This is a genomic window from Polymorphospora rubra (genome assembly GCF_018324255.1).
GTDB classification, from domain to species: domain Bacteria; phylum Actinomycetota; class Actinomycetes; order Mycobacteriales; family Micromonosporaceae; genus Polymorphospora; species Polymorphospora rubra.
The window spans coordinates 4,930,268-4,951,780 of the sequence record NZ_AP023359.1 but is presented as its reverse complement, the minus strand read 5'-3'; the positions used below and the strand labels follow the sequence as shown (position 1 = coordinate 4,951,780).

Sequence of the window (21,513 nt, the reverse complement as noted above, 5' to 3'; positions counted from 1 at the left end):
ACGGGGGACGACAACGGCACGGGGCCGGCACGCCATGGCGTGCCGGCCCTCTGCGCGGTGTGGAGGTTATGAGGTGACCAGGGTCAGGCCGTAGACGCTGAGGATCTCCCGGAGCGGCTGGAAGAAGGTGGTGCCGCCGGTGGTGCAGTTGCCGGAGCCGCCGGACGTCACGCCCTGGGCCTGGTTGCCGCTGAGCCACGAGCCGCCGGAGTCGCCGCCCTGGGCGCAGGCGTTGGTGCGGGTGAGGCCGCCGACCTGGCCCTGCGGGTAGCTCACCGTCTGGTTCTTGGCCTGGACGGTGCCGCAGCGCCAGCCGGTGGTGGAGCCGGAGCGGCAGATCGAGGCGCCGACGGCGGACTCGGTCGAGCCGCGGACCGCGACGTTGGTGCCGTTGTAGCGGTTGACGATGCCGCGCGGGGTCCAGTTGCTGTTGGTGCGGACCCAGCCGTAGTCGTTGCCGGGGAACGAGGAGCCGGCGATGGTGCCCATGGCGACCTGGTTGTAGCCGCTGACCGCCTGGCCGGCCCGGCCGCAGTGGCCGGCGGTGACGAAGCCGCCAACGACGGAGAAGCCGACCGAGCAGCGCGATCCGCCGATGTAGTAGGCGTCGCCGCCGCGTACGTCGTAGTAGGGCTGCGGGGCCTGGGCGGTGGCGTCGACGCGGACCCGGTCGACCTTGACGCCGCTGGCCGCGACGAAGGTGGCCGCCTCGGCGGCGGCGCCAGGCAGCGACTCCACGACCACGGTGTTGGTGGTGACGTCGACGTACCAGCCGGTGACCGACTTCGGGGCGCTGGTGCCGTGCGCGTCGAGGCCGTCCTTGACCGCGGTCAGCGCGGCCTCGCTGGCGGCGACGACGCGCGGGGTGGCGCCGGCGGCGCGGACCCGCTCGACCGCGGCGGCGTCGGTGACGCCGACGACGACCTCGTTGCCGGCGGCGAGCCAGGTGCCGCCGTAGCTGGCGCCGAGGGTGCCGCGCAGCGACTGCTCGGTGCGGGCGGCCTTGGCGTCGGCGGCGAGCCGGGCCTCGGCCTGCGGGGCGGTGAGGCCGAGGTCGCGCTGCATCGCGGCGAGGATCTCGACCGAGACCGCGTCCGCGGCGGGGGCGTCGACCGGCGCGGCGAGCGCGGGTTGGTGGAGGGTGGCCAGGAAGCCGGCGGCGAGTACGCCGGCCGCCGCGGCCGAGGCGATCTTGCGAGGCATCGACGGGTCCCTTCGTCGGGGGTGAGGAACGCACGCAGCACCGTTTCCGCTGGCCGGAGCGGTTCTGCGACGCCGTCAGGTGCCATAAACGTAGACCGAATCAATCGACGCGAATACATATGTTTCCCGTCATACGATCACCACCGGCCGGTCCCCGCGGAACATTGACGCGACACCACCGATCCCCATAGCATCGATCTCCATCGTGGCGGCTCGACGTGCGTGAGCACCGGCCGCGTGCCCCGGGAGCCGGCACGCGGCGCCGAGCCCCTCCACGGCATGCCCGGGCCATGCCGGCACTCACCGCGCACTGAGCACGCCCGGGCAGCCGTGCCGGACCGCGCGCACCCCGTACCGACCCAGAAAGGCCACCACATGCGCGCATTACGGATGCGCCGGGCGACGTACGCCCCGATCGGCTTCCTGGCGCTGGCGCTCACCGCCTCACTCGCCGTCGCCGTACCGCTGGCCACCGCCCCGCAGGCGCAGGCCAGCAGCCCGCTCATCGTCCTCGACAACACCTTCGAGGACGGCACCAGCCAGGGCTGGACACCCCGCGCCGACGAGACCGTCGCCCCCAGCACCGCCACCGCCCACGCCGGCACCCGCAGCCTCGCCGTCACCGGCCGGACCCGAAGCTGGGAGGGCCCGGTCCGCGACCTGCTCGACGTCGTCGAACTGGGCACCCGCTACACCCTGTCGGTCTGGGTCCGGCTCGCCGCCGGCGAACCGTCCACACAGGCCAGACTGAGCGTCGAGCGGCGTACCGACGGCACCCCGACCTACGACCAGGTCGTCGGCAACACCGCGGTCACCGCCGGCGGCTGGGTCAACCTGCGCGGCCAGTACACCCTGGCGACCGACGTCGAGTTCCTCACCACGTACGTCGAGACCGCCAGCGGCACCGCGGCGTTCCACATCGACGACTTCCTCCTGACCGCCGAACCCAGCCTGCCGATCCAGACCGACATCCCGCCGGTCAAGGACGTCGTCGACGAGTTCCCGATCGGTGCCGCCGTCGGCCCGGCCCAACTCATCGGCAACCACGCCCAACTGCTGCGCCGGCACTTCAACTCGGTGGTCGCCGGCAACGCGATGAAGTGGGACGCCACCCAACCCACCGAGGGCACCTTCCGGTTCACCGACGCCGACCGCATCGTCGCCTTCGCCCAGACGAACAACATGGAGGTACGCGGTCACACCCTGGTCTGGCACCAGCAGACCCCGGCGTGGGTGTTCAAGGACGCCGCCGGCAACGACATGACCGCCACCCCGGCGAACAAGGCCCTGCTGCTGTCCCGCCTGGAGGACCACATCCGCGGCGTCGCCGGTCACTACGCCGGCGACATCAGCGCCTGGGACGTCGTCAACGAGGTCATCGACGAGAACCAGTCCGACGGGATGCGGCGCAGCCGCTGGTTCGAGATCACCGGCCTGGACTACATCCGTACCGCGTTCCGCGTCGCCCGCCAGGTCGACCCGGCCGCCAAGCTCTACATCAACGACTACAACACCAACGTGCCGAGCAAGCGCGACAAGCTCTACAACCTGGTCGCCCAACTCAAGGCCGAGGGCGTGCCGGTCGACGGCGTCGGCCACCAGATGCACGTCAACATCGACTGGCCGTCGATCAGCGAAACCGAGGCGATGCTGACGAAGTTCATCCCGCTCGGCGTCGACCAGCAGATCACCGAGATGGACATCAGCATCTACACCAACAACTCCGAGTCGTTCCCGACCCCGCCGCGCGACCGGCTGCTCAAGCAGGCCTACCGCTACCGCGACCTGTTCGACCTCTACCGGCGCTACGCCAGCGAGATCACCTCCGTGACGTTGTGGGGCCTGGCCGACGACGACACCTGGCTCGACACGTTCCCGGTGACCCGCAACGACGCCCCGCTGCTGTTCGACGAACGGCTCCAGGCCAAGCCGGCGTACTGGGGCGTGGTCGACCCAACGAAGATCGAGACGACGCCGAGCCCGACGCCGACGACTCCCCCGCCGACGACTCCCCGCCCACGACTCCCCCGCCGACGACTCCGCCGCCCACGACGCCGCCGCCGACCACGCCGCCACCCACCACGCCGCCGCCGACCACCGGGCCGCCGCCGGGGACGACCTGCCAGGTGACGTACGCGGTCGCCGGGCAGTGGCCCGGCGGATTCCAGGGCGACGTACGGGTCACCGTCACCGGGGCACCGGTCTCCGGCTGGACGCTGCGCTGGACGTTCGGCGGCGGCCAGCAGATCAGCCAGGCGTGGAACGGCACCCACACGCAGACCGGCGCGAACGTGGCCGTGACCAACGCGGCCTGGAACGGCACCATCACACCGGGCACGCCCGTCACCGTCGGGTTCCTCGCCAGCTGGACCGGCGGCAACCCGGCCCCGACCGCCTTCACCCTCAACAACCTGCCCTGCACCATCGGCTGACCGTTGCCGGTGCCGGCCCTCGCGGGCCGGCACCGGCCCATCCCCGGCCGCGATCACCCAGGAGGCCGCGCACCGGCCCGACAGCCGATAAGGGCGCGCGGCGAAGGGCCGGATTCTCTAGCGTGTCGGCGTGGGACTCGACGCATACGTGTACTGCCGCTGCTGGCAAGACGGGACCGCCGCCCCGCCCCCGGTCGGCCCGGTCGGCCTCGACGAGGAGGGCTATCTGAACCTGCTGCTGCCCTGGGAGGGCAACGAGGACGCGCACGCCGCCTTCGACACCTGGGTGGAGCGGGCCTGCCCGCACGAGCAGATGGAGCAGGCGGGCGAGCGGGTCTCCAACTGGGCCGGCCTACGCCTGTTCCAGCAGACCCTGGAGGCGGCTGGCTGGTCGCACTTCCCTACGCTGCACGCCGGCCTGCCCAGCGGCAACGGCGGTTGGATGCCGGCCGAGCAGGCGGCCCGGATGCTGGACGAGCTTGACTTCTTCGTGCACCGGGCGCGGATCGGGGACGAGGTGGTTCTGGTCGACGAGGCGACCGGACAGGAGCTGATGACGTACGTCGCGGCGTACTGCGGGGTGACGACGCTGGGGCCGGGTTATCGCGCGGGGGTGGACCCGGACGGCTTCTTCGTCCTCGACCCCGACGCGGACCCGCCGGTCACCCTCTTCCGGGCGAGCCGGTTCGAGCAGCGGGTGCTGCCTGACGGTCAGCTGGAGTTCACCGGCGGCGGGATGACGGCACGGGTGGCGATGCCGCCGATCGGTGGGCAGCGGACGCCACCGCCGCGCTTCAAGGTGGAGAGCCGGCCACGCTCGGCCGCGGACTTCGACTACATCGTGGGGGCCCTGCGCCGGTTGTGCGCGGCATCGGTGGCGACCGGCAACCCGGTGATGTGGTGCTGACCGGGCCTCTCGGCGCCGACCCTGCACCGGACCCTCATGATCGTCTGCTGATCCGGCTCATCCGGCACGGCGTGTCGACTGTCTGAGCAGCAGACGATCATCGCCTGAACCCGGACCTGCGGCCCGAATTCGGTTGATGGCGTTGCGACGATGTCGGCATGCGTACCTTCGACGAACTCGTCGGTGAAGCCGCCACTGTGGATGTGTCCGGATGGAGCTTCGACTGGCTCGACGGCCGGGCGACCGAGGAACGACCCCCGTGGGGATACTCGCGGTTGCTCGCGTCGCGGCTGGCCCACGTCGACTCGGCCCTCGACATCGACACCGGGGGCGGCGAGGTCATCGCCGAGGTTCCACGGCTGCCGCCACGGATGGTCGTCACCGAAGGATGGCCGCCGAACTTCGAGCGGGCGCGCCGCCTGCTGTCGCACCGCGGCGTGGAGGTCGTACCCGTGGAGCAGGGCCGGCCGCTGCCGTTGCCGGAAGCCGCCTTCGACCTGGTCAGCAGCCGCCACCCGGTACGCCCCGACTGGCCCGAGATCGCCCGGGTGCTGGCCGACGACGGAACGTACCTCGCCCAGCACGTCGGGCCGGCGTCGGCGTTCGAGTTGATCGAATGGTTCGTCGGTCCGCTGCCACGGGAAGGTCTGGGCCGCGATCCCGAGACCGCGGCGGCCGCGGCCCGGTCGGCCGGGCTACGGATCGTGGATCTGCGTACGGCTCGCTGCCGCATGGAGTTCTTCGACATCGGCGCGGTCGTCTACATCCTCCGCAAGTGTGTCTGGTGGGTGCCCGACTTCTCCGTGGACCGCTACCGCGAGGACCTCGTCCGGCTCGACGCGCACATCCGCGAACACGGTTCCTTCCTGGCGCACTCCACCCGGACACTGATCGAGGCAAGACGCGAGAGCCGCTGACCCGGCACCGCCAGCCCCGGAGCGGCGGCTTCCTCATGATCGTCTGCTGTTCCGGCTCATCCGGCACGGCGTGTCGACTGCCTGAACAGCAGACGATCGACGGCGAGCCGGCTACATCACCATCCGGACGGACGCCACGAGGTGCCAGAGCGTGGTGCCGGCGACGACCGAGGCCGCCGCGGTCACCACGAACACCCACCACGAGATGCTCCGGCGGCGGAGCCACAACAGCACGGACACGACCACGACGGCCAGGGTCACCTGTACGACCGCCGACAACAACCGGCTCCAGTGGAAGGAGTCGACCGGCCCGCCCCAGAGGACGACGATCTGGAAGATCGCGTACGTGCCCTCGCCGGGCAGGAAGCCCATCGCGATCCCGGACGCGATGGACTGGAGGCGGGTGGTGCCGCGCCGGACGGCCTGACCGAGCCAGCCCATGAACACGCCCGCGCCGACGGACGCGACGAGCCAGAACGTCATCGCCCGTGCCACGGAGGCGAGTCCGGACAGCGACACCGCCGCACTGTCCACTTCCCACGGCTGGACGCCGGCGTTCCAACGCTGGCTGACGACGAGAATGAGCGCGTAGTAGGTGACGGTCGACAGCGCGAGGACACCGACGGCGACGACGGCCGCCGACCGGTAGGTCCAGGCGACATAACCGATGACCAGCGCGACGAGTCCCCACGCGGAGCCGGAACTCACCAGCGGCGTGACGAACTGCGCCACCGCGGGCGGCACCTCGTCCGCGACGAAGGCCGCCGCCCCGAGCGTGACGCCCGCCAGGGCGTACACCAGCGCCGAACGCCGGAGGGCGGCCCGGATCGCTACGGCCACGTCGATGACGCTCCCCGACGGCATGCGCTACCCCGATCCGGTCGCGTCGGCCGGTGTCGCCGGCGACCGGCTTCCGGCCAGGCAGCCGACAGCGATCAGGGCGACACCGGCGAACTGCGACAGCATCGCGGTGGGAAAGGTGGTGTTGCTGGAGAGGGCGACGGCGCTGGTCCAGAGTGCGCCCGCGGAGTACTCGTCGTACCGGGCGTAGGCGATCCGCCAGACGCCCATCGTGGTGCTCGATATCGCCAGAGCGGTCATGCCGAGCAGCAGCAGTCCGGCACCGAGCGAAATCCGCACGGCCCGGGGTGCCGGCCGGGGCCCCAGCAGGACGTAGCCGGCCGCGACCACCGCGGCGAGAGCGGCAAGCAGGCCGGGCAGCGCCATGGCGACCAGGTGTACGGGCCGGCCGTCCTCGACGAGACGCGTCCGTTCGGCGATCTCGAGAGCGATGTATCCGATGACGACGGCCGCCCCGACACCCGCGACCAGGATCGCGGGCAACGGCCAGGCCCTCCGCCCGATCGGCGGGGTTCCGCCGGGCGGCGCGGCAGCGTGGCGGGTCACCGCGGCCGCGATCAGCAGTGCGACGGCAAGCCGCGGCCGCCAACCGCTGCCGAGCCCGGCCGCGAATGCGCCGACAGCGGTGGCGTCTCCGGCGGCATCCGGTGCCGGCGCGAGGAACTGGCGCACAGCACCCGGGTCCGGTGTGGTCAGCCAGTCCCAGGCGGCCGAGAGCGTGAGCACCAGCACGGCGGTAAGAAGGAGCCGGCCCGCCGGCAGACGCGTCCCGCCGCCGACCAGCACGTACGCCGCCAGCAGCGCCCAGGCCAGCAGCTCGGCCCCGGGCAGTAGCGGCGAGGAGGTGGCGAGGCCGGTCAGATGCGCCACTCCGGCCAGGATGAAGCAGATGAGTAACCATCCCCGTGAGGTCACCGCGCGATGATGCCACATCGGACAGACAGCCAGCGGGGACGGAGCTTCGGGAGGCGATGTGATGCGCTATCCGGTGCCCAGGCTGCGGGGTATGACGGCGTCGGCCGGTAGCCACTGACTGTCGAGGGTGAAGATGACCTCGAATCCGCTCCGGTCGGTGGCCCCGATGTCCTCGACGGGCCCGAGCGGGGCGAGGTCGATGAACTCCTGCGCGTAGACCCGCCCGTCGAACCAGGAGCGTACCGAGACCGCGGAGCAGTACGCGGCGTTGATTCCGAACTGTAGGTGCGGCATCTGTCCCGTGGATAGACCGGTGAACATCTCGGTCAGCGCAAACGGCTCGCCGTCGCGGCGGGACGGCGGTAGTCCCCGGCCCTCAACGGTGAGCGTAAAGGTCAGATCGGACTGGATGGTGATCCTGGCGGCCTGTGGACCGTTGTCCGCGCCTGCGGAGAAGGCTGCGGCGGTTCGGGACACGATCTTCCCGGCGAATGCCGGGTCGGTGCGTTCCGCGCCGACCCACCGCATGGGGCGCAGGCGCAGCCCCGGAGTCCGTCGGGTAGCCACACCCCGGAATGGTCGCGGAACACCGGTGGACGCCCGAGTGCCTGCCACCGTTCCCGATCGTCGGGAAGTCCGAGGTCGGTCAGGGTGGCCTGCCGATAGGCGTTGTCCGGATCCCACAACTCGTCGTGTTCGCCAACCGCCGCGACCAGGGCCCGCTGCGCCGGTGTCACGGCGTCCGGCGTCGGCCAACCGTCCGCGAAGGCCACTTCGAGAAACGGCCCGAGGTCCGGACACGGCGCCATCCGGAACGCCAGCGGGACCACCGCCAGCGCACCGGTGGCGATGCGCTCGAAGTCGGCGACCCGGGCGCAGACCGTGTCGATCAACGCCCAGCGGGGCGTCCCCTCGAACTGCGGCAGTGACATGAGTCGGTAGGCGGGCGGTGCGAGCATTGGCGCGAACGCCCGGTCGAACGCGCGCGGTGAACGTGACAGGGCGACCAGGACGTCGATCGCTGCCGGGTCGTCGGCGAGTGTCGGGGCAAGGGCGGCACAGCCCCGCACCCCGGGCCTGGGATCGGTGAGCCAGGCGCGCGGGGTGCCGCCGAGTTCCCCGATGCCGATCAGCAGTGCGGCATGCTCTCGGATGTCGTCGGTCGCTCGTACGGCCTGTTCGAACGCGTGGATCAAGGCCGGCCGGTCGGGCGCGGCCGCCGGGTGGCGGGCAAGCGTTCCGATGGCGGCAACCGCGCACGACCGGACAGCGGGCGACGGGTGCGTGAGGAACGGCTTGACCTGGTCGAGCAGTTCCGGCAGCAGGTCGAAACAGTCGACCACCGCACGCCGCAACACAAGGTCGCGGGCGGGGTGGGTGCACAGCGCCGCCCGGTCTTCCTCGTCGGCCGTCAGGTACGCGCCCAACCAGGCGCCGGTGACCGATGCGTCGCTCGGATACGCCGATTCCCGTACCGGGGCGATGCGCTCGACGACCGCTACCGCCTTGCCGACCGCACGCAGGAAGACCAGCAGGCCCTGCCGGATCGTCTCGTCGCCGGCGCCGAGCCGCGGATCGTGGATGAGGGTCGCCAGGATGCGCGCCACCGGCGGTGTCGCCGGCCAGACCGTTCCTGGACGCAGTACGGCGGACCAGAGGTGTTGGTATGCCGCAGCGACCGCCGCGTCGTCGTCCGACACCAACGCTTGCAGATATCTGGGCGTATCGGTCGCAGGGCCGTGGGCGTGGAAGAGACGGTTCCAGTCGACCGCCGCGACAGCCTCATTCGCCTCAGCCACGCGACCACATGTACCACACAGCTTTACGCCTTTCCGGTGCCCATGGCCGCTGGCACCTGGGTACGGCGGCCGGTCGGGCAGCCGAGTGCGAGCAGGGCGGCGCCGGCGAACCACAACGCATCGCGGACCGGCACATTGACGGGCAGCAGCGCAGTGGACATGGCATCCGGGCGGGGGCCGGGTGACTCGTAGTCGAAGTAGAGGTTCGACCAGGACTGCCCCATGACGGCGTCGGCGAACGCCAGTACGGCGAGCATGGTCAGCGACAGGCCGGCCACCAGCAGGGGCTTGGTGGCCGGGCGTGGCCCGGGTGGGCCGTCCAGCAGCCGGCCGGCCACCGCCACCGCGGCGAGCGCGACCAGCAGTGCGGGCAGTGCGGCGGCGATCAGGTGGATCGGCCCGTATGCGCCGGTCGACCGGGCCCAGGCGGCGACCGCGGCGCTGTAGTAGCCGACCGCCAGCGCCGCGCCGACAGCGCTCACCAGAACCGCCGGCGCTCCCGGTGGAGCGACGGGAGTCGGCGCGGCCGGTGGGTGCGCCGGACCGGTACGGGTCGCGACCGCCGCCGCGGCGACCAGCAGCACGGCCGCCAGCACCGGCAGCCAGCTGACCCGCAGGCCGCCGACCACGGCGTCGCTGACGGACGGCTCGGGAAGACTGTCGCGGTAGACGAAGAACCCGAAGGAGGCGGTTGGTTCCGGCCGGGTGGCCCAGGCCCAGACGGCCACCAGCAGCAGCGCCAGCAGCCCGGCGAGCAGGAGCCGGACCGCCGGGAGCCGGATACCTCCACCGACGGTCACGTACGCGGCGAGCAGCGCCCAGGCCAGCATCTCGGCGCCCGGCATCAGCGGCGAGATGCTGGCGACCCCGACCAGGTGGGCCAGGGCGGACAGCACGAACCCGGCAAGTAACCAGCCCCGTAAGATCACCGCGCGATGATGCCATATCGGACAGATGTGCGGCTTCTTCCGAGATTCGGCTCAGCCGGCGGCCAGCGGCAGCAGCACCTGGAACCGGGTGTCGCCGGGTGACGACTCGACCCGGATGTCGCCGTGGTGCTTCTTGACCACGATGCGGTATGAGATGTCCAGGCCGAGGCCGGTCCCCTCGCCGACCGGCTTGGTGGTGAAGAACGGTTCGAAGATCCGGGGCCGTACGTCGGCGGGGATGCCCGGCCCGGTGTCGCCGATCTCCACGCAGAGCCACTCGTCGACCCGGGTGGTGCGCAGGCTCAGCGTGCCGCCGGTGTCCCGCATCGCGCCGATCGCGTTGTCGATCAGGTTCGTCCACACCTGGTTGAGTTCGCCGGCATACGCCGGGATGGCCGGCAGCGTGCGGTCGTAGTGTTTCTCGACGCGTACGCCGTCGGGCAGCTTGGCGTTGAACATCACCAGCGTGGCGTCGAGCAGTTCGTGCACGTCGACCGTCTGGTGCGGGGCGCGGTCGAGCTGGGAGTACTGCTTGGCCGCCGACACCAGCGTCGAGATCCGGGTGACGGCGTCCTCGATCTCGCCCATCAGCAGTTCGGTCTCGATGGTGTACGTCAGCCAGCGGACCGCGGCTTCGCGGTTCTCGTCGCCGACGGCGTCGGTGATCTGGTCGAGCCAGGGTGTGTCGACCCCGCCGGCGACGAGGGTGGGTGCGAGGTCCCAGCCGCCGGTGATGTCGTGGTCGTCGAGCCAGTCCGACAGTTCGTCCTCGGCGTCGCTGATCGCAAGCGGGGTGCGGACGGGGACCGTGGCGGTCCGTTTGACCGCCTCGTCCTGCAGTTCGACCAGCCGGTGCAGTTGCCGTCCGTCGAGCCGGCCGTCGGCGATCATGGCCAGTTTCTGCCGCATGCCGGCGACCCGGCCGCGCAGCACCGACGTGGCGCGTACGGCGGCCGCGGCGGGGTTGTTCAGCTCGTGGGTCAGCCCGGCCGACAGTTGGCCGAGGGCGAGCAGCCGTTCCCGCTCCCCGACCGTGTTCTGGGCCGCCCGCATCCCGTAGAACAGGCCCTCGAGCAGGTGCATCGCCATCGGGAACCAGTCACGCATGACCTCGGCGAACGTCTGCGCCGGCAGCACGAAGAACTCGGCGTCGGTCAGCGCGGTCAGCGAGTTGCGGTACGTCTGCGGTACCCGGTCGCCGAGGTACGCCTGGGTGGCGCCGCCGTACACGCCGCGCTGGTCGGTGCGGGTGACCTCGACGTCGTCGCCGCGGACCCGGCCGCTCAGCGCGATCGTGCCGCTCAGCAGTACGTAGAAGCAGGTGGCGTCGTCGCCCTCGGCCCAGACGGTGGCGCCGGCCGGGTGCGACTCGACCCGGCCCTGCCCGCTCAGGAAGGTCAGCTGCTCGTCGTCGAGCGCCTCGAACAGGAACAGCGTCCGCAGCTCGTCGAGGCGCAGCGTCGGCAGGTCCGCCCCGCCCGGCACCGGCCCGGTCATTGGGCGGCCAGGTAGCGGTGGACCAGGGACACGGCCATCGCGCCCTCGCCGACGGCCGACGCGACCCGTTTGACCGACTCGGCGCGTACGTCGCCGGCGGCGAACACCCCGGGCACGCTCGCCTCCAGGTGGTAGGGGTCGCGGGGCAGGGCCCAGCCCGGTGGCCGCCCGCCGCCCGCCATCAGGTCGGGGCCGGTCAGCACGAACCCGCGCCCATCGCGCTGCACGGCGCCGCCGAGCCAGTCCGTGCGCGGCTCGGCGCCGATGAAGATGAACAGCCACGACGTGTCGACGACCCGGGTCCGCCCGTCGCGGGTGTCGCGCAGTTCGAGCCGTTCCAGGTGGTCGTCGCCGGTGCCGCCGGCGACCTCGGTGAACGGGTGCACCTCGATGTTGCCGATGCCCTGGATCTGCTCGATCAGGTACTGCGACATCGACCGCCGCAGGTCGCCGCCACGGATGAGCATGTGCACGCGGCCGGCGTACCGGGCGAAGTGGACCGCGGCCTGCCCGGCGGAGTTGGCGCCACCGACGATGTAGACGTCGGCGCCGGAGCAGCTGGGCGCCTCGGTCGTCGCCGACCCGTAGAAGACGCCCTGGCCGGTCAGTTCCTCCAGCCCGGGTGCGGCCAGCCGGCGGTAGGCGACACCGGTGGCGAGCACGACGGTGTGCGCGGCGATCGAGCTGCCGTCGGCGAACCGCAGCACCTTGGCCGACCCGGCCGACTCCAGGCCGACGACGTCGCGGGCGCTGAGCAGCTCGGTGCCGAACTTCAGCGCCTGCCGGCGGGCCCGCTCGGTGAGCTGCGAACCGGACACCCCGTCGGGAAAGCCCAGGTAGTTCTCGATCCGGCTGCTCTGGCCGGCCTGGCCGCCGGTGGCCCGCCGCTCGACCAGCATGGTCCGCAGCCCCTCGGACGCGCCGTACACGGCGGCGCCGAGCCCGGCCGGTCCGCCGCCGACCACGACCAGGTCGTAGAAGTCGGCGGCCGGGGTGGTGCTCAGGCCGATGTGCGCGGCCAGGTCGGCCTCGGACGGCATGACCAGCGACTTGCCGTCCGGCGTCACGACCAGCGGTACGTCGGCCGCGGTCACCCCGGCGGCGGTCAGCAGGCGGCCGCCCTCGGGCTCGTCGGAGAGCAGCCACCGGAACGGCACCAGGTTGCGGGCCAGGAAGTCGCGTACGGCGAACGACGGCGCCGACCAGCGGTGCCCGACGACCCGCATCTCCGTGATCGCCGGATCGGGGGTCGCCTGCCACGCCTCGAGCAGGGTGTCGAGCACCGGGTAGAGCTTCTCCTCCGGCGGATGCCAGGGTTTGAGCAGGTAGTGGTCGAGGTCGACGACGTTGATCGCGTCGATCGCCGCGTTGGTGTCGGCGTACGCGGTCAGCAGGACCCGCCGGGCGCGGGGGAAGAGGTCCATCGCGGCCTCGAGGAACTCGATACCGTTCATCGCCGGCATCCGGTAGTCGGCGAGCAGGACCGCGACCTGCTCGCCGCGCAACTTGATCTCACGCAGCGCGTCGAGGGCCTCGGCGCCGGAAGTGGCCCGCACGACGCGGTAGCGGTCGCCGTACCGTCGCCGCACGTCGCGGGCCACCGCCCGGGACACGGCCGGGTCGTCGTCGACGGTGAGGATCGCCGGGTTCGCCATGCGGTAATCAAAGCACTTCCCCGGTTACCGGCAGGTCACGGACCGCCGGGCATCAGCCGGCCCGGCGCGGGTAGTCGCAGCCCGTGGCGCCAGACGCGTGGCACGAGGTACGCCGTACCGCCCGCCGGACCCTGACGGTGATCGGTCTGGTGCTGGCGACGGCGCTGGGCCTGCTGCTGGTCTACGCCACCCGCCGGGTCCTGGTCTGGATCCTGGTCGCGGTCTTCTTCGCGGTCGCCCTCAACCCGGCGGTCGACTGGATGCAGAAGCACGTGCCGCGCTGCCGGCGTTGGCTCGCCACCCTGGTGGTGTTCCTGGCCGTGTTCGCGCTGCTCGGCGGCCTCGGCGCGCTGTTCGTCGTACCGCTGGTGCACCAGGGGGCGCGGATCGCCGACGAGCTGCCCAGGTTCGTGGAGCAGGTGCAGTCCGGTGACGGCCCGATCGGCCGGCTCAGCGAGCGCTACCACATCGTGGAACACGTACGCGCCAACGCCGAGCCGCTGCGCGAGCACGTCGCGGGTCTCGGCGGGCCGACCGTGGCGGTCGCCCGGGGCGCGGCGATCACCGCCGCGGCGATCCTGACGATCTTCGTGTTGTCGTACCTGATGGTCCTCCAGGCCCCGAAGGTGACCGGCAGCCTGCTCGCCCTGCTGCCCGCGCGCCGGGCGGAACGGGTCCGGCGGCTCGGGCACGAGTGCGCCCGTACGATCACCGGCTATTTGACCGGAAACCTGCTGATCAGCGTGATCGCGGGACTGGGAACGTTCATCGCGCTGACCGTCCTCGGCGTCCCGTTCGCGCCGCTGATCGCCCTGTTCGTCGGCATCACCGACCTGATTCCGCTGGTCGGGGCCACGATCGGGGCGGTGGTGGCGGTGCTGGCCGGGTTCACCCAGTCGATGACCGCCGGCATCGTGCTGATCGTCTTCTTCGTCGTCTACCAGCAGGTCGAGAACCATCTGCTCCAGCCGGTGATCTTCGCTCGTACGGTGAAGCTGAATCCGTTGACGGTGCTGATCTCGATCCTGATCGGGGTCGAGCTGGCCGGGATCGCCGGCGCGCTGCTCGCCATCCCGGTCGCCGCCATGATCCAGATCGTCGTGCGGGACCTCTGGGGCGAACACCGCCGCCACGCGGCGGCGGCCGGCGGCGGCCCCGACCGATCCGCCGACGACACCGGCCCGGCCGGCACCGGCCGGGACACCGCGCCGCCGGACGAAGCGGGGGCCGCCGGCCCGGCCGGCGCCAGCTGACCGGCGCCGGTCGTGGCCATCCGGCCGTTCCGGATGCACGGTACGGCGGGAGCCGGCAGGCTGGCAGGGGTGGACACCGCGCTCGAACTCGCCGGCCCGCTGACCCACGACGAGCTGCGCCGGCTCGACGCCTACTGGCGGGCCGCCAACTATCTGACCGTCGGGCAGATCTACCTGCTGGACAACCCGCTGCTGCGCGAACCGCTGCGCCCCGAGCACGTCAAGCCCCGGCTGCTCGGCCACTGGGGAACCAGCCCAGGGCTGAACCTGATCTACGTACACCTGAACCGGGCCGTCGTGGCCCGCGACCTGAACATGATCTACGTGGCCGGGCCGGGACACGGCGGCCCGGCAATCGTCGCCAACACCTGGCTGGAGGGGACCTACAGCGAGCTGTACCCGTCGGTGAGCCGCGACGAGGACGGCATGCGGCGACTCTTCCGGCAGTTCTCGTTCCCCGGCGGCATCCCGAGCCACGTCGCGTCGGAGGTACCCGGTTCGATCCACGAGGGCGGTGAACTGGGGTACTCGCTGTCACACGCGTACGGGGCGGCGATGGACGACCCCGACCTGGTGGTGGCGTGCGTGATCGGCGACGGTGAGGCGGAGACCGGGCCGCTGGCCGGCAGCTGGCTGTCGAACATGTTCATCGACCCGGCCCGCGACGGGGCGGTGCTGCCGATCCTGCACCTCAACGGCTTCAAGATCGCCAACCCGGCGCTGCTGGACCGCATCCCGACCGACGACCTGCTGTCGATGATGCGCGGCTACGGATACCAGCCGTACCTCGTCGAGGGCGACGACCCGGCCCGGGTGCACCAGGAACTGGCCGGCACCCTCGACGTCGCCCTCGACGAAATCGCCGCCATCCGGGCCAGGGCCCGGGGCCACGGCCGGGCCGAACCCTCCCCGACGGTCACCCCGGGCACCGCCCGCGCTGGCCGATGATCATTCTCCGTACGCCGAAGGGCTGGTCCGGGCCGCGGGAGGCCGACGGGCACCGGGTCGAGGGCACCTTCCACGCCCACCAGGTGCCGCTGGCCGTATCGCGCGGCAACCCCGAACACCTGGCCCGGCTGGAGCAGTGGCTGCGCTCGTACCGGCCGGAGGAACTCTTCGACGCCGCCGGCGCCCCGGTCCGCGACCTGGACCCGCTCATGCCGACCGGCGACCGGCGGATGAGCGCCAACCCGGTCACCAACGGCGGCCTGCTGCTGCGCGACCTGACCCTGCCGGACTTCCGCGCGTACGCCGTCACCGTCGACCGGCCCGGCCGCCCGGACGCCTCCGCGACCGGGGTGCTCGGCGGCTGGCTGCGGGACGTCATCGCCGCCAACCCGGACCGGTTCCGGCTCTTCGGCCCGGACGAGGTCGAATCCAACAAGCTCGGCGCGGCGTTCGAGGTCACCGACCGGGCGTTCGTCGGCCGGATCACCCCCGACGACGAGGACGTGTCACCCGGCGGTCGGGTGCTGGAGGTGCTGTCGGAGCACCTGTGCCAGGGCTGGCTCGAAGGCTATCTGCTGACCGGCCGGCACGGCGTCTTCACCAGCTACGAGGCGTTCATCCACATCGTCGACTCGATGGTCAACCAGCACGCCAAGTGGCTGAAGGTGACCCGGGGCATCCCGTGGCGGCGGCCGATCGCCTCGCTGAACTACCTGCTCTCCAGCCACGTCTGGCGGCAGGACCACAACGGCTTCTCCCACCAGGACCCCGGCTTCATCGACCACGTCGTCAACAAGAAGGCCGAGGTGGTCCGGGTCTATCTGCCACCGGACGCCAACACCCTGCTGTCCACGATGGACCACTGCCTGCGCAGCCGGCACTACGTCAACGTCGTCGTCGCCGGCAAGCAGTCCGGCCCCAGCTGGCTGGGCATGGCCGAGGCGATGCTGCACTGCCAGCGCGGCCTCGGCGTCTGGGACTGGGCCGGCACCCACCAGGGCGAGGACCCCGACGTGGTGCTCGCCTGCGCCGGCGACGTACCGACCCTGGAAACCCTCGCCGCCGCCGCCCTGCTCCGCGAACACCTGCCGGAACTGCGGGTACGCGTCGTCAACGTCGTCGACCTGATGCGTCTGCAGCCCGACACCGAGCACCCGCACGGGCTGCCCGACGCCCAGTTCGACGCCATCTTCACCCGCGACCGGCAGGTCATCTTCGCCTACCACGGCTATCCGTGGCTGATCCACCGGCTGACGTACCGGCGGCGCAACCACGCCAACCTGCACGTGCGCGGCTACAAGGAGGAGGGCACCACGACCACCCCGTTCGACATGGTCATGCTCAACGACCTGGACCGGTTCCACCTGGTCACCGACGTCATCGACCGGGTGCCGGGGCTGGGCGAACGCGCGGCGTCGGTCCGTCAGCGGATGGTCGACGCCCGCGCCGAGTGCCGCGCCCACACCCGCGAGTACGGCGAAGACCACCCCCGGATAACAGGCTGGCGCTGGCCCGCCACCCCATAACCCGCCCCTGCCCCGCCCTGATCCGCCCGCCCAAGATCCGCGCGATCAGGGACTAGATCGTGCGTGTCGTCGGTGTGCCGTGCGTCGTACTCCCTGATCACGCGGATCTTGGGCGGCCGGGGCCGGGGCGGCCGGGGCCGGGGCGGCCGGGGCCGGGGCGGCCGGGGCCGGGGCGGGGCTGCCGGCTGCTAGCGTGCCGGCCATGCATCGAAGCCGCCTGTACGGCGTGTTCGTCGACTCACCCCACGCCGAGGCCGACAAGGCGGTCGCCTTCTGGAGTGCGGCGTTGGGGGCGGCCGCCGAGCCGGTCGACGACGACTACACCATGCTGCCCGGGGCGGCCGGCCACGAGCTGGCGTTCGAGGTGCAGGCCGTCGACGACGCGCCGCGCTACCACCTCGACATCGAGACCGACGACGTGGCCGCCGAGGTGGCCCGGTTGACCGCGCTCGGCGCGACCGAGGAGGCCCGGCACTACGGCTGGACCGTCCTGCGCGCGCCCGGCGGCCATCTGCTGTGCGTGGTGCCGGTGCAGAGCGACCAGCCGTTCTTCGACCGGCACGCCCGTCGCTTCGGCGCCTGACCACACTTCGCCACCGGTCCCGCACTGTCAAGATCCGCGTGATCAGGGAGCGGGAACCCCGACCCGCCGACGACACGCGCGACCTGGTCCCTGATCACGCGGATCATGAGGGGGTCGGGAGGCCGATCGGGTTGATCGGCGGTAAGTAGACGCGCGCGGCCGTGGTGATCGGGTGCAGGAGGGTGGCCAGGCGCTCGGTGTCCGGCTCGCCCAGGGCACGCCACGGGGCGGCGGCCAGCTCGTCGGTACGGCGTTCGATGTCGTCGCGGGCGGTCAGCGCGGCCGCCGTCGGCCTGCCGTCGGGTTCCAGCCAGCCACGCTCCACCAGCCGGGCCGCCGCGGCGTCCCACTCGTCGTCGGACCAGCCCCGGTTGGATTGCAGCACCTGCCGGTCGCTGCCCATCGCCGTACGCCACACCAGCGACTCGACACCGTCGAGACCGGCATGCACCAGCACCGCCACGTGCCCGTCACCGCGGTGCTCGCGCAGCAGTGTCGCCGCCCGCCACAGCACCCCGACCGGGTCGTCCGGCCACGGCAGGTCGGCGTGCGCCGCCGCCAGCGCCCGGCCGGCCAGATCGGCCCGCTCGGCGGCCGCCCGCAGCAGCTCCGCCGCCTGCGCCAGGTCCGCGGCCGGCACCGAACCGAGTACGTCGTCGAGCGCCGCCCGCGCCCCGTCGAGCCGGGCGGTCAGGGTGTCGGCCGGGGTGGCCCGGCTCCACACGTCGGGCAGGGCGCGCCGCACCATCGCCGGGTGGAAGCCGAAGAACGTGGCGTGCACCGGCCCGGGGCCGACCGGCCCGAACGCGGCGGCCCGGCCGGCGAAGTAGCCGCGCCAGTAGCCGCGCAGTCCGGCCGCCTCGTAGCGGGCCCGGGCCTGCGGTGCGAAATAGGTGACCGCGTGCACCGGTTCGAAGAGGGCCCACATCCGTCGTACGCGATCCATGCCGCCTCCGCCTCGTTGTCCGACGCCCCGACTCTCGCACAGGACGGGATCTTCAGGCAGCCCGGAAACGCCCGACGGCGGGAACGCGGTCTGGCCGCGTTCCCGCCGTCCCCCGTTGCTGGGTTTGAAGGTGCCGGTCCGCGGCGGTTGGGGGGCAATCCACGCGGACCGGCACCGGCCTAGTTGGTTTCGACCACTCCGGAGCAGGCGAAACGCAGGGAAACATCGATCTGGTCGTCGTAGGTGTTCGAGTCGAGCAGTCCGGTCAGGACGATCTCGCCGGCGGGCAGCTTGTCGGCCGTACCCTCCTGCAGGGTCGCGGTTCCGGAGAACGAGTCGCCGGGCTCCAGCTCGACGAAGCCCTCCGGCTGGCTCATCCGGGCGTATCCCGCCGACATCGTGTTCAGGTACTGACCCTTGTGCCGCAGCAGGCTCAGCGTGATCGACGAGGTGTCCTCGGTGTCCACCGTGTAGCCGTCGCCGGACTTGATCAGCGAGAGCTGCCCCTGGCCGCCGACCTTGGCGTCGGTGTCGAAGTAGACGCTGACGATCAGGTCGCCGGTCGACTTCGAGCGGTAGCAGCGCGTCGTGGCGACCCAGCCCGGCGTCGTACCGGGCAGGTCCCCGCCCGCCAGCTTGATCTCGCCGCGCGGGACGGTCGCGACCGTCGCCGTACACGCCGAACCACCCTCGAGGCCGGCGAACACCAGCGTGTCGCCGCGCTGGAGCAGGTCGCCGGCGACGCCGCCGAAGCCGGCGATCAGCGCCAGTTCCTCGTCGCTGAGCTTGCCGTACGTCAGCCGGTCGACCAGCCGCCACTGGCCGGCGGCCAGCATCTTCGACAGGTCCTGGCAGGACCGGCCGCTGGCCAGGGTCACCTGGGTCTCGGTCTCGGCGACCGGGGCCACGTCGGCGGAGACGTACAGTCCGGCGAACGTGGTCAGTCCGCCCCCGGCGGTCGGGGCACCCGCGTCACCGCGGTTGCCCATCGTGGGTCCTTCGTCGTCACCGGTGCAGGCGACCAGTCCGGCCATCGCCAGCAGGCCGGTGGCGAGCAGCAGCGCCCGGTGGGGCTTAGAGGCCGTCATAGGAGTACTTCACCTTCGGGCAACGCGGGTCCTCTTGCACCCGCACGATGGGCCAGGAGAGGTCGCTGAACGGGAAGCTGCTGCCGCCGAGCAGGATCTCGACGTCGCCGACCGGCCGGCCGACCCGGTAGTCGGCCAGCACCTCGAACTGGGTGCTGAGGAACGGATAGAAGCGCAGTACGCCGTCGAGGAACTGAGCGCCGCCCTCGCCCTTCATGATGAAGAACGGGTTCGGGCCCTGCCGGTCGTTGGTCATGACGCTGATCTCGTTGTCCTGGCCGGCGAAGCCCTTCGGCACGTTGACCCCGGTGACCGCGCCGGCGGCCTGGAGCATGCCGCTGCTCTCCGCGCCGGCGTACCCGGCCGTGCCCTTGAACGGACCGGCCACCCCGGTGCAGCTGACCAGGTCGACGTGGACGTCCATCAGCTTCGCCAGGAGAAGGTTCACCTCGCTGCTGCCCTGGGCCAGGACGATGTCCGCGCCGTGGTACTTGACCTCGATGGTGATGGCCTGCGCCGGCAGTCCCGCCTTGACCAGGACCTCCTTGAGCAGGTCGAAGGTCTTGCCGATACCGAAGCCGACGGCGTTGGACAGGAAGGCGTAGGCGTCGCCCAACTCGAACGGGAAGCTCTCCTTGTCCATCTTCGCGATGAAGATGGCCTTGCCCTTCATCTCCTCGCCCTCGCCCGCCGGGTCCTCGACCGGTGGCTTGACTTCCAGGGTCGCCTTGCCGTCGTCGCCGGTCTTCGACCCACGGGTGAGCTTGGCGCTGTCCGCCGACACCGCCTTGAGTAGTTGGTTGCCACCCTCCTGGTACGTGCCGAGCAGTGGCTGCTCGCTGGCCCACTTGATGGTCATGCCCTTCATCGGGCCGGGCTTGGGGATGTCGACCCCGGCCAGTGCGTAGCACTCCAGCTTGTCCAGGGCGATCCCCGCGTCGAAGAGCGCGGTCGCGGTGAGGGTGACATGTTCGTCCCGGGTGCCCGCCCGGTGCTTGAAGTGCGTGCTGCTCTTGTCGGCGGTGAGGTCGAGGCGGGCGCCGAGCATCAGGAGGATCGCGCTCGCCGCCGCTCCGGCCTTGCCCCAGGCCTCGTTCGCCTTGTCGAAGACCTCCTTGCCGCCTTCGGTGAGGAACTCCTTGGACAGCCGGTCCTTCAGTTCACCCTTGAGGAAGTCGGCGTGGGCCTTGCCGGCCGGGTCGCTGGGGCTGGCGAAGATGGCGGCGAACTCGCCGCACGGTCCGGCCGGGTCGGCGTGGGCGACCCCGCCGCCGAGCAGCCGGTCGACCAGGCCCGGGCGGCCCAGCGCCTGCGGCTTGGCGCCCGGGTTCACCTCGCCGAACCGGCTGGTGGCGTGCCCCAGCAGCAGCGTGGTCTGCAACGGGTCGAGGAACACCGACGCCGGGTCGGCACCGGGGAAGAGCACCTGCTGGCGGTGGGCGGCGAGGGCGCGTACGCCGGCCGCCGCGGTGACGAAGATCGGGTGGTCGCCCGGCTCCTTGGCCCAGTTGCCGATCGCGGCGGTGAGCTGGGCGAACGTCGGGTCCTTCTCGGTCAGCCCGACCGAGGTGAGCAGGGTCGCGAACTCCTCGACGGAGTAGCGGTCACCGGCCCGGGTCGCCCTGGCCAGGATCGGGACGAGCTCGGCGTAGACCGGCGCGTCGACCATCGCCAGTTGGTCGGGCACCGCCACGACCGGCCCCTTCGCGGACACGATCGCGTGCCCGGAGCGGCGCAGCAGTTCGGCGGTCGCCGCGGCCGACCGGTCCGCGTCGTCGGAGAGGATATCGGCGACAAGTTGCTCGGCCGCCTGCGCCGGGTCGTCGGGCAGCCCCTTGGCGACCGCCTCGACCGCGGCACCGTCGACGGCACCGCCCTTGGCCTGCTCGTCGTCGCCGCCGGGGGTACATGCGGTGGCGACGAGCGCGGCGCAGATGAGCGCCGCCGTCGATCGTCGCCATCGGGCTCGGGTGGTTCTGCGTCGTACGCCGCCACCTCGTGCACCGCAGGAGGTGCGTGTCATCGGTACTTCCCTTCGCAGCCGGGGCTCGCCC

General features: G+C 71.8%; 17 protein-coding genes and 1 pseudogene. 7 read left to right on the top strand and 11 right to left on the bottom strand.

Translation table 11 applies throughout. The features are described 5' to 3' along the window. Positions 1-66: 66 nt before the first annotated feature. Positions 67-1,203, bottom strand: coding sequence for a S1 family peptidase (locus Prubr_RS22325; protein ID WP_212816851.1), 1,137 nt, complete (start codon positions 1,201-1,203; stop codon positions 67-69). A 375-nt stretch (positions 1,204-1,578) separates the two neighbouring features. On the opposite strand from Prubr_RS22325, the gene Prubr_RS36995 reads away from it, so the two are divergent. The 4 genes from Prubr_RS36995 (at position 1,579) to Prubr_RS22305 (ending at position 5,459) form a co-directional block, all read left to right on the top strand. Beyond that, positions 1,579-3,333 (top strand): endo-1,4-beta-xylanase, encoded by a 1,755-nt coding sequence (locus Prubr_RS36995; protein ID WP_246567490.1) that lies wholly within the window; start codon positions 1,579-1,581, stop codon positions 3,331-3,333. Further along, the gene (locus Prubr_RS36990) at positions 3,330-3,635 is read left to right on the top strand and encodes a cellulose binding domain-containing protein (RefSeq protein ID WP_246567488.1); all 306 of its coding nucleotides are present in this window, start codon (positions 3,330-3,332) and stop codon (positions 3,633-3,635) included. The genes Prubr_RS36995 and Prubr_RS36990 overlap by 4 nt, the downstream gene beginning before the upstream one ends. A gap of 130 nt (positions 3,636-3,765) precedes the next feature. After that, positions 3,766-4,542: a hypothetical protein gene (locus tag Prubr_RS22310; protein ID WP_212816850.1), complete on the top strand. Its 777-nt coding sequence runs from the start codon at positions 3,766-3,768 to the stop codon at positions 4,540-4,542. 158 nt (positions 4,543-4,700) lie between these two features. Beyond that, positions 4,701-5,459 (top strand): class I SAM-dependent methyltransferase, encoded by a 759-nt coding sequence (locus Prubr_RS22305; RefSeq protein ID WP_212816849.1) that lies wholly within the window; start codon positions 4,701-4,703, stop codon positions 5,457-5,459. 111 nt (positions 5,460-5,570) lie between these two features. Here Prubr_RS22305 and Prubr_RS22300 read toward each other — a convergent pair whose 3' ends face one another. The 7 genes from Prubr_RS22300 to Prubr_RS22270 form a co-directional block, all read right to left on the bottom strand. Then, positions 5,571-6,299, bottom strand: coding sequence for a hypothetical protein (locus tag Prubr_RS22300; protein WP_212816848.1), 729 nt, complete (start codon positions 6,297-6,299; stop codon positions 5,571-5,573). A gap of 27 nt (positions 6,300-6,326) precedes the next feature. Next, on the bottom strand, positions 6,327-7,235 hold the full coding sequence (locus Prubr_RS22295; protein WP_212816847.1) for a hypothetical protein: 909 nt from the start codon (positions 7,233-7,235) through the stop codon (positions 6,327-6,329). Positions 7,236-7,301: 66 nt separating this feature from the next. Further along, positions 7,302-7,529, bottom strand: coding sequence for an ATP-binding protein (locus Prubr_RS22290; RefSeq protein ID WP_212816846.1), 228 nt, complete (start codon positions 7,527-7,529; stop codon positions 7,302-7,304). Between the two features lie 101 nt (positions 7,530-7,630). After that, complete coding sequence (locus tag Prubr_RS22285) at positions 7,631-9,034, bottom strand: hypothetical protein (RefSeq protein ID WP_212816845.1); 1,404 nt, start codon at positions 9,032-9,034, stop codon at positions 7,631-7,633. Positions 9,035-9,057: 23 nt separating this feature from the next. Then, entirely contained in the window at positions 9,058-9,963 is a 906-nt protein-coding gene (locus tag Prubr_RS22280; RefSeq protein WP_212816844.1) for a hypothetical protein, read from the bottom strand. Between the two features lie 51 nt (positions 9,964-10,014). Further along, positions 10,015-11,460, bottom strand: a complete 1,446-nt coding sequence (locus tag Prubr_RS22275; RefSeq protein WP_212816843.1) for an ATP-binding protein — start codon at positions 11,458-11,460, stop codon at positions 10,015-10,017. Beyond that, entirely contained in the window at positions 11,457-13,115 is a 1,659-nt protein-coding gene (locus tag Prubr_RS22270) for an NAD(P)/FAD-dependent oxidoreductase (RefSeq protein ID WP_212816842.1), read from the bottom strand. Before Prubr_RS22270 ends, Prubr_RS22275 begins: the two co-directional genes overlap by 4 nt. Positions 13,116-13,198: 83 nt before the next feature. Here Prubr_RS22270 and Prubr_RS22265 point away from each other — a divergent pair, with 83 nt between their 5' ends. From Prubr_RS22265 to Prubr_RS22255, 3 genes and pseudogenes are all read left to right on the top strand, one after another. Beyond that, complete coding sequence (locus tag Prubr_RS22265; protein WP_212816841.1) at positions 13,199-14,368, top strand: AI-2E family transporter; 1,170 nt, start codon at positions 13,199-13,201, stop codon at positions 14,366-14,368. Positions 14,369-14,401: 33 nt separating this feature from the next. Then, positions 14,402-16,842: pseudogene (locus Prubr_RS22260) on the top strand (phosphoketolase family protein). 202 nt (positions 16,843-17,044) lie between these two features. Continuing rightward, the gene (locus Prubr_RS22255; RefSeq protein WP_212816840.1) at positions 17,045-17,425 is read left to right on the top strand and encodes a VOC family protein; all 381 of its coding nucleotides are present in this window, start codon (positions 17,045-17,047) and stop codon (positions 17,423-17,425) included. 103 nt (positions 17,426-17,528) lie between these two features. On the opposite strand, the gene Prubr_RS22250 is transcribed toward Prubr_RS22255, so the two are convergent. From Prubr_RS22250 to Prubr_RS22240, 3 genes are all read right to left on the bottom strand, one after another. Continuing rightward, complete coding sequence (locus Prubr_RS22250) at positions 17,529-18,371, bottom strand: SCO6745 family protein (RefSeq protein WP_425517936.1); 843 nt, start codon at positions 18,369-18,371, stop codon at positions 17,529-17,531. A 179-nt stretch (positions 18,372-18,550) separates the two neighbouring features. Further along, positions 18,551-19,459, bottom strand: a complete 909-nt coding sequence (locus Prubr_RS22245; protein WP_212816839.1) for a hypothetical protein — start codon at positions 19,457-19,459, stop codon at positions 18,551-18,553. Next, positions 19,446-21,482, bottom strand: a complete 2,037-nt coding sequence (locus Prubr_RS22240; protein WP_212816838.1) for a hypothetical protein — start codon at positions 21,480-21,482, stop codon at positions 19,446-19,448. The genes Prubr_RS22245 and Prubr_RS22240 overlap by 14 nt, the downstream gene beginning before the upstream one ends. Positions 21,483-21,513 lie beyond the last annotated feature (31 nt).